Here is a 4,574-nt window from a genome sequence, read left to right on the forward strand (position 1 = left end):
CAGCGCGGTCGCCTGGTAATGGCGCGCGATCCGGCCGCGCGGCAACGGATGCCACCAGGGAACGAACACCGCGGGCAATGCGCCGACCAGCAGGCTGACCGGCCCCTTGGCGAGGATGCCCAACCCCAGGCCGAGCGCCAGCAGCCCCGTACCCGCACTCATGCGCCCCTGGGCCAGCCACACCGTGCCCAGCCAGGCGAGCAGCACGCACAGGCATAGCAGCATGTCGAACATCACCGCATCGGCGAAGCCGGCAAACCCCAGGCAGCCGAGCCAGAGCCAGCCCGCCGCGGCGGCCGCCGCATCGTCGGCGCCCAGCTCGCGCGCCAGGCGCCGCAGCAGCGGCAGCGTGCACAGGGCGACCAGCACCTCCAGCACGCGGGCCACCCAGGCATGCACCCCGGCGACGCCCCAGGCCAGGTTGATCAGCCAGAACAGCAACGGCGGCTTGTCCGGGTACGGCGCGCCGTCCAGCCAGGGCACCAGCCACTCCCCGCTGAAATGCATGTTCCAGGCGACCGCCAGGTAGCGCGTCTCGTCGATCGGCACCGGCGGCAACACGAGCGCCGGCAGCAGCAGGGCTGCCGCCACCGCAAGCCAGAACCATGCACGACGGCCAGATTCCATTGCCCGGCACTTCCAGATGATCGGACCGCCGCCGGTCCGTTCGCCCGGCGCAGCCTAGGCGTAAGGTCGTGACCGCCGAATGACGGTTCCGGCGACACGGCCGTACTGCCGGCGGCCCCCCTCAGAAACTGCGTCCGTCCACCGGCACGCGCTCGAGCCCGGCCAGGTCCACGCCCTCCAGGCAGCGCACGTTGACCGCCGCCATCGGCTTGCCGTCCGGCGCCGTGCCCAGGGCCAGCGGCGCGCAGCCGCAGTTGGGACAGAAGCGGTGCGCGATGACATGCTTGTTGAAGGTATAGGTGGCCATGTCCGCCTCGGGCGTGGCCAGGTCGAGCTGCCCGCGCGGCACGAACCACAGCAGGTAGCCTTTCCGGCTGCAATGGGAGCAGTTGCACTCCATCGCCTTGTCCAGGTCGCCCTCGACGTCGAAGGCGACGGTTCCGCAATGGCAGCTGCCGTGGTAGCGCATGGGGGCGGCTCCGCAGGTGGGACGGGCAGTATCCGTGCCGGCGGTGCGGGGAACAACCGGGAAGCGCCCGCCTGCTTTCCTCAATCGTGTGGCGTGCGGCGCTCGGGCCGCAGGTAGCGCCCGGCCAGCGCCGGCATCACCAGCAGGTTGAGCACGGTGGAGGTGAGCAGGCCGCCCAGGATCACGATCGCCATCGGCCCTTCCACCTCGCGTCCGGGTTCGCCGTTGCCCAACGCCAGCGGCAGCAAGCCCAGCGCGGTGACCAGGGCGGTCATGAGGATCGGCGTCAGCCGTTCGCGCGCGCCGCGCAGCACGGTGAAGCGGCTCCAGTGCGCGCCCTCGGTGGCGACCAGGTGCTCGTAGTGGGCGATCAGCATGATGGTGTTGCGCGCGGCGATGCCGAACAGCGTGACGAAACCGACCAGCGCACCGATGGAGAGCACGCCGCCGGCCAGCGCCGCGGCGATCACGCCGCCGACCAGCGCGAAGGGCACGTTCGCAAGGATCAGGGCCACGCTGCGCCGCTCCGGGAAACTGAGCAACAGCAGCGCGACGATCGCCGCGCCGGCCAGCGCGCTGTGCAGCAGCAGCGCGTGCTGCGCCTGCACCGCACCCTCGGCGGCGCCGCCGAATTCGACGTAGTAGCCGGCGGGCAGCTTCAGTTGCCGATCGAGCGCGGCGCGGGCCTTGGCGACGAAGCCGACCACGTCGGAGGTGGCCGGCGTCACCGCCAGCACCAGCCGCCGGCGGCCGCCTTCGTGCTGCACACTGGCGCGCCCCTTGACCAGGTCGACCGCGGCCACTTCGGACAGCGGCACGCTCTGCCCGTCGGCGGCCGGCAGCAGCAGGCTGCCTATCGCTTCCGGATCGCGCGCGGCGGCATCGTCGAGCGTGAGCCGGATCGCGACCGGCTGCACGCCGCGGTACACCTCTCCGACGATGGCGCCCTGGTGCGAGGCGGCGATCGCCTCGAGCACGTCGGTCATGCGCATGCCACGGGCGGACAACCGGTCGGGATCGGGCGCGATGCGCATGGTCGGCACGCTGGGCGACTGGGCCAGCCGCACGCTGCCGGACTGCGGCACCGCGCGCACGACCGCCAGCGCCTGCGCGGCCAGCGCGTCGAGCCGGTCCAGGTCCGCGCCGTACAGGCTCAGCGTCACCGGGGCGGTTTCGCCCGACAGCGATTCGCTGATGCGGTCGCCGAGGAAGGTGACCACTTCCGCGCTCAGGCCGGGGTAGCCTTCGATCAGCTTCCGTAGCGCGGTCTCGATGCGGATCTGCGCGTTTGCCGCCAGTCCCGGTTTGAGCTCCACGTGCAGCTCGCCGCGGTTGGGCGGCCAGGTGTCCTGCACCGCCTCGGCGCGGCCCATCTGCAGCGACACGCTGGCAACGCCGGGAATGGCGAGCGCGCCGCGGCTGACACGCTCGCCGATGCGGTCCATCTCCGCCAGCGAGGCGCCGGAAGGCCCGGTCAGCTGCACCACGAAATGGCCTTCGCGGAATTCCGGCAGCAGCGAGGCGCCGAAGAACGGCAGCGCGGCCACCGCCAGCACGCCGACCAGCAGCGCCGCGACGAGCAGGCCGCGGCCGTGCGGCAGCGCGCGCTCGAGCAGGCGGTACTGCGCGAGCTTCATGCGCTTGAGCCAGCGCGGCTCGCGATGCCGCCGCCCGGGGCGCAGCAGCAGCAGGCACAGCGCCGGCGTCACCGTCAGCGCCACCAGCAGCGAGGCGAAGGTGGCCAGCAGGAAGGCGCCGGCCAGCGGCGCGAAGAAGCTGCCCTGCAACCCCCCCAGCAATAGGATCGGCACGAACACGAAGCCGACCACCACGGTCGCCAGCACCACCGGCCGGCGCACCTCCACCGAGGCGGCCAGGATGGTGGCGATCCGCGGCGCATCGCGGCCGGCCATGCGAAGGCGCCGGTCGATGTTCTCCACGTCGATGATCGCGTCGTCCACCACCACGCCCAGTGCGACGGCCAGGCCGCCCAGCGTCATCGTGTTGATGGTCCAGCCGAGGTAGCGCAGCGACAGCACCGCGAGCGCGAGCGACAGCGGGATGCTGATGAAGGAGATCAGCGCGGTGCGCCAGTCCTTCAGGAACGCCACCAGCACGATGAGCACCAGCACGGCGCCGAGCGCGAGCGCATCGCGCATGTTGGTGAGGGCCACCTCGACGAAAGTGGCCGGTCGGTGCAGTGCCGGCACCAGCGTCACGCCCTGCGCCTGGAGCATGGGCTTGAGGTCGTCCAGCGCCTTCTCCACCGCGTGGGTGACCTGCAGCGTGTTGCTGCCGTACTGGCTGGTCATCGCGATCAGGATGCCCGGCCGCGCATCGATGCGCGCGTCGCCGAATGCCGGCGCGGCAGCCACCTCGACGTCGGCGACATCGGCCACGGTGACGTTGCGGCCGGCGTGGCGGGTCAGCACGGTGCGCCCGAGCTGGGCCGGGTCGGTGAGGCCGCCGTCGGCCTCCAGCACTACGCGCTGGCTGGGCGTGTCGACGTAGCCGGCACCCCGCACGCCGGTGGCCGCAGCCGCGGCGGCGCGCACGTCGTCCAGCGTGAGCCCGTAGGCGGCGAGCCGGTCCGGGTGCACGCGCACCTGCCATTCGCGCACGCCGCCGCCGAACACGATCGCATCGGCCACGCCCGGCACCGCGAGCAGGCGCGGCTTGACCGTCCAGTCGGCCAGCCCGCGCAGCGTGAGCGGATCGAGCCGGTCGCTGACCAGGCCGATCTTGAGCAGATCCATGGTCGAGGACGTCATCGGGCTCAGCGCGGGCGCCTCCACCCCCGCCGGCAGGTTCGCCGCGGCTTCGGTGACGCGCTCGGCGAGCAACTGGCGGTCGCGGAACGGATCGCTGCCTTCCTTGAACACCACGTCGATCACCGCCAGGCCCTGGATCGACTGCGAGCGCACCACGTCGACGTCGGTGGTGCCGTTGACCGCGTTCTCGATGGTCTGGGTGACGCGCTGCTCGACCTGCAACGCGGTGAAGCCGGGCGCCTCCACCTGCACGGTGGCCTGCGCCGGCACGAAGTCGGGGAACACGTCGTACTTGGCGTCGAACACGCGCTGCACGCCCAGCGCCAGTACCAGCACGGCCAGCAGCACGACCCAGCCGGGCGCGCGCAGGGCGCTGCGGATAATCGCCGCCAGCATCGCTCAGTCTTCGTCCGGAGCGGCGGCTGCAGCGCCCGGCACCGGCGCGGCATCCACCGCGATCAGCGCCTCGGCACCCTGCACCACCACGCGCTCGCCCGGCTTGAACGGTGCGCCGACCACCCAGCCGGCCGGCGTCATCGCGCGCGGCGTCACGGCGCGGCGCTCGAACCGGTCGGCGCCGGTGGCGACGTAGGCCCAGTCCTGTCCGTTCCAGCGCACGATCGCGCCGCGCGGCAGCAGCACGCCACGCACCGGTTCACCGCCGTACTGAAGCTGCGCAGTCAGTACCATGCCAGGCACCAGCGCAC

3 protein-coding genes and 1 pseudogene are annotated in these 4,574 nt (G+C 72.3%); all 4 read right to left on the reverse strand.

Going from position 1 to position 4,574, the window contains the following annotated elements:
• Positions 1-627: glycosyltransferase family 39 protein (locus HOQ08_RS08095; RefSeq protein WP_291193122.1), on the reverse strand; the 627-nt coding region annotated here is incomplete at its 3' end.
• Between the two features lie 121 nt (positions 628-748).
• Complete coding sequence (locus tag HOQ08_RS08100; RefSeq protein ID WP_291193124.1) at positions 749-1,096, reverse strand: GFA family protein; 348 nt, start codon at positions 1,094-1,096, stop codon at positions 749-751.
• An 80-nt stretch (positions 1,097-1,176) separates the two neighbouring features.
• A complete protein-coding gene (locus HOQ08_RS08105) occupies positions 1,177-4,263 on the reverse strand; it encodes an efflux RND transporter permease subunit (protein ID WP_291193126.1) in 3,087 nt (1,028 codons plus the stop codon).
• 3 nt (positions 4,264-4,266) lie between these two features.
• Positions 4,267-4,574 (reverse strand): annotated as a pseudogene (locus HOQ08_RS08110) (hypothetical protein); the annotation flags it as partial.

This window comes from Frateuria sp. (assembly GCF_013362045.1).
Classification (GTDB): domain Bacteria; phylum Pseudomonadota; class Gammaproteobacteria; order Xanthomonadales; family Rhodanobacteraceae; genus Frateuria_A.

Coding starts and splice junctions, on each gene's coding strand:
- HOQ08_RS08105 (WP_291193126.1), bottom strand. CDS start 4,263: ATGCTGGCGGCGATTATCCGCAGCGCCCTGCGCGCGCCCGGCTGGGTC.
- HOQ08_RS08100 (WP_291193124.1), bottom strand. CDS start 1,096: ATGCGCTACCACGGCAGCTGCCATTGCGGAACCGTCGCCTTCGACGTC.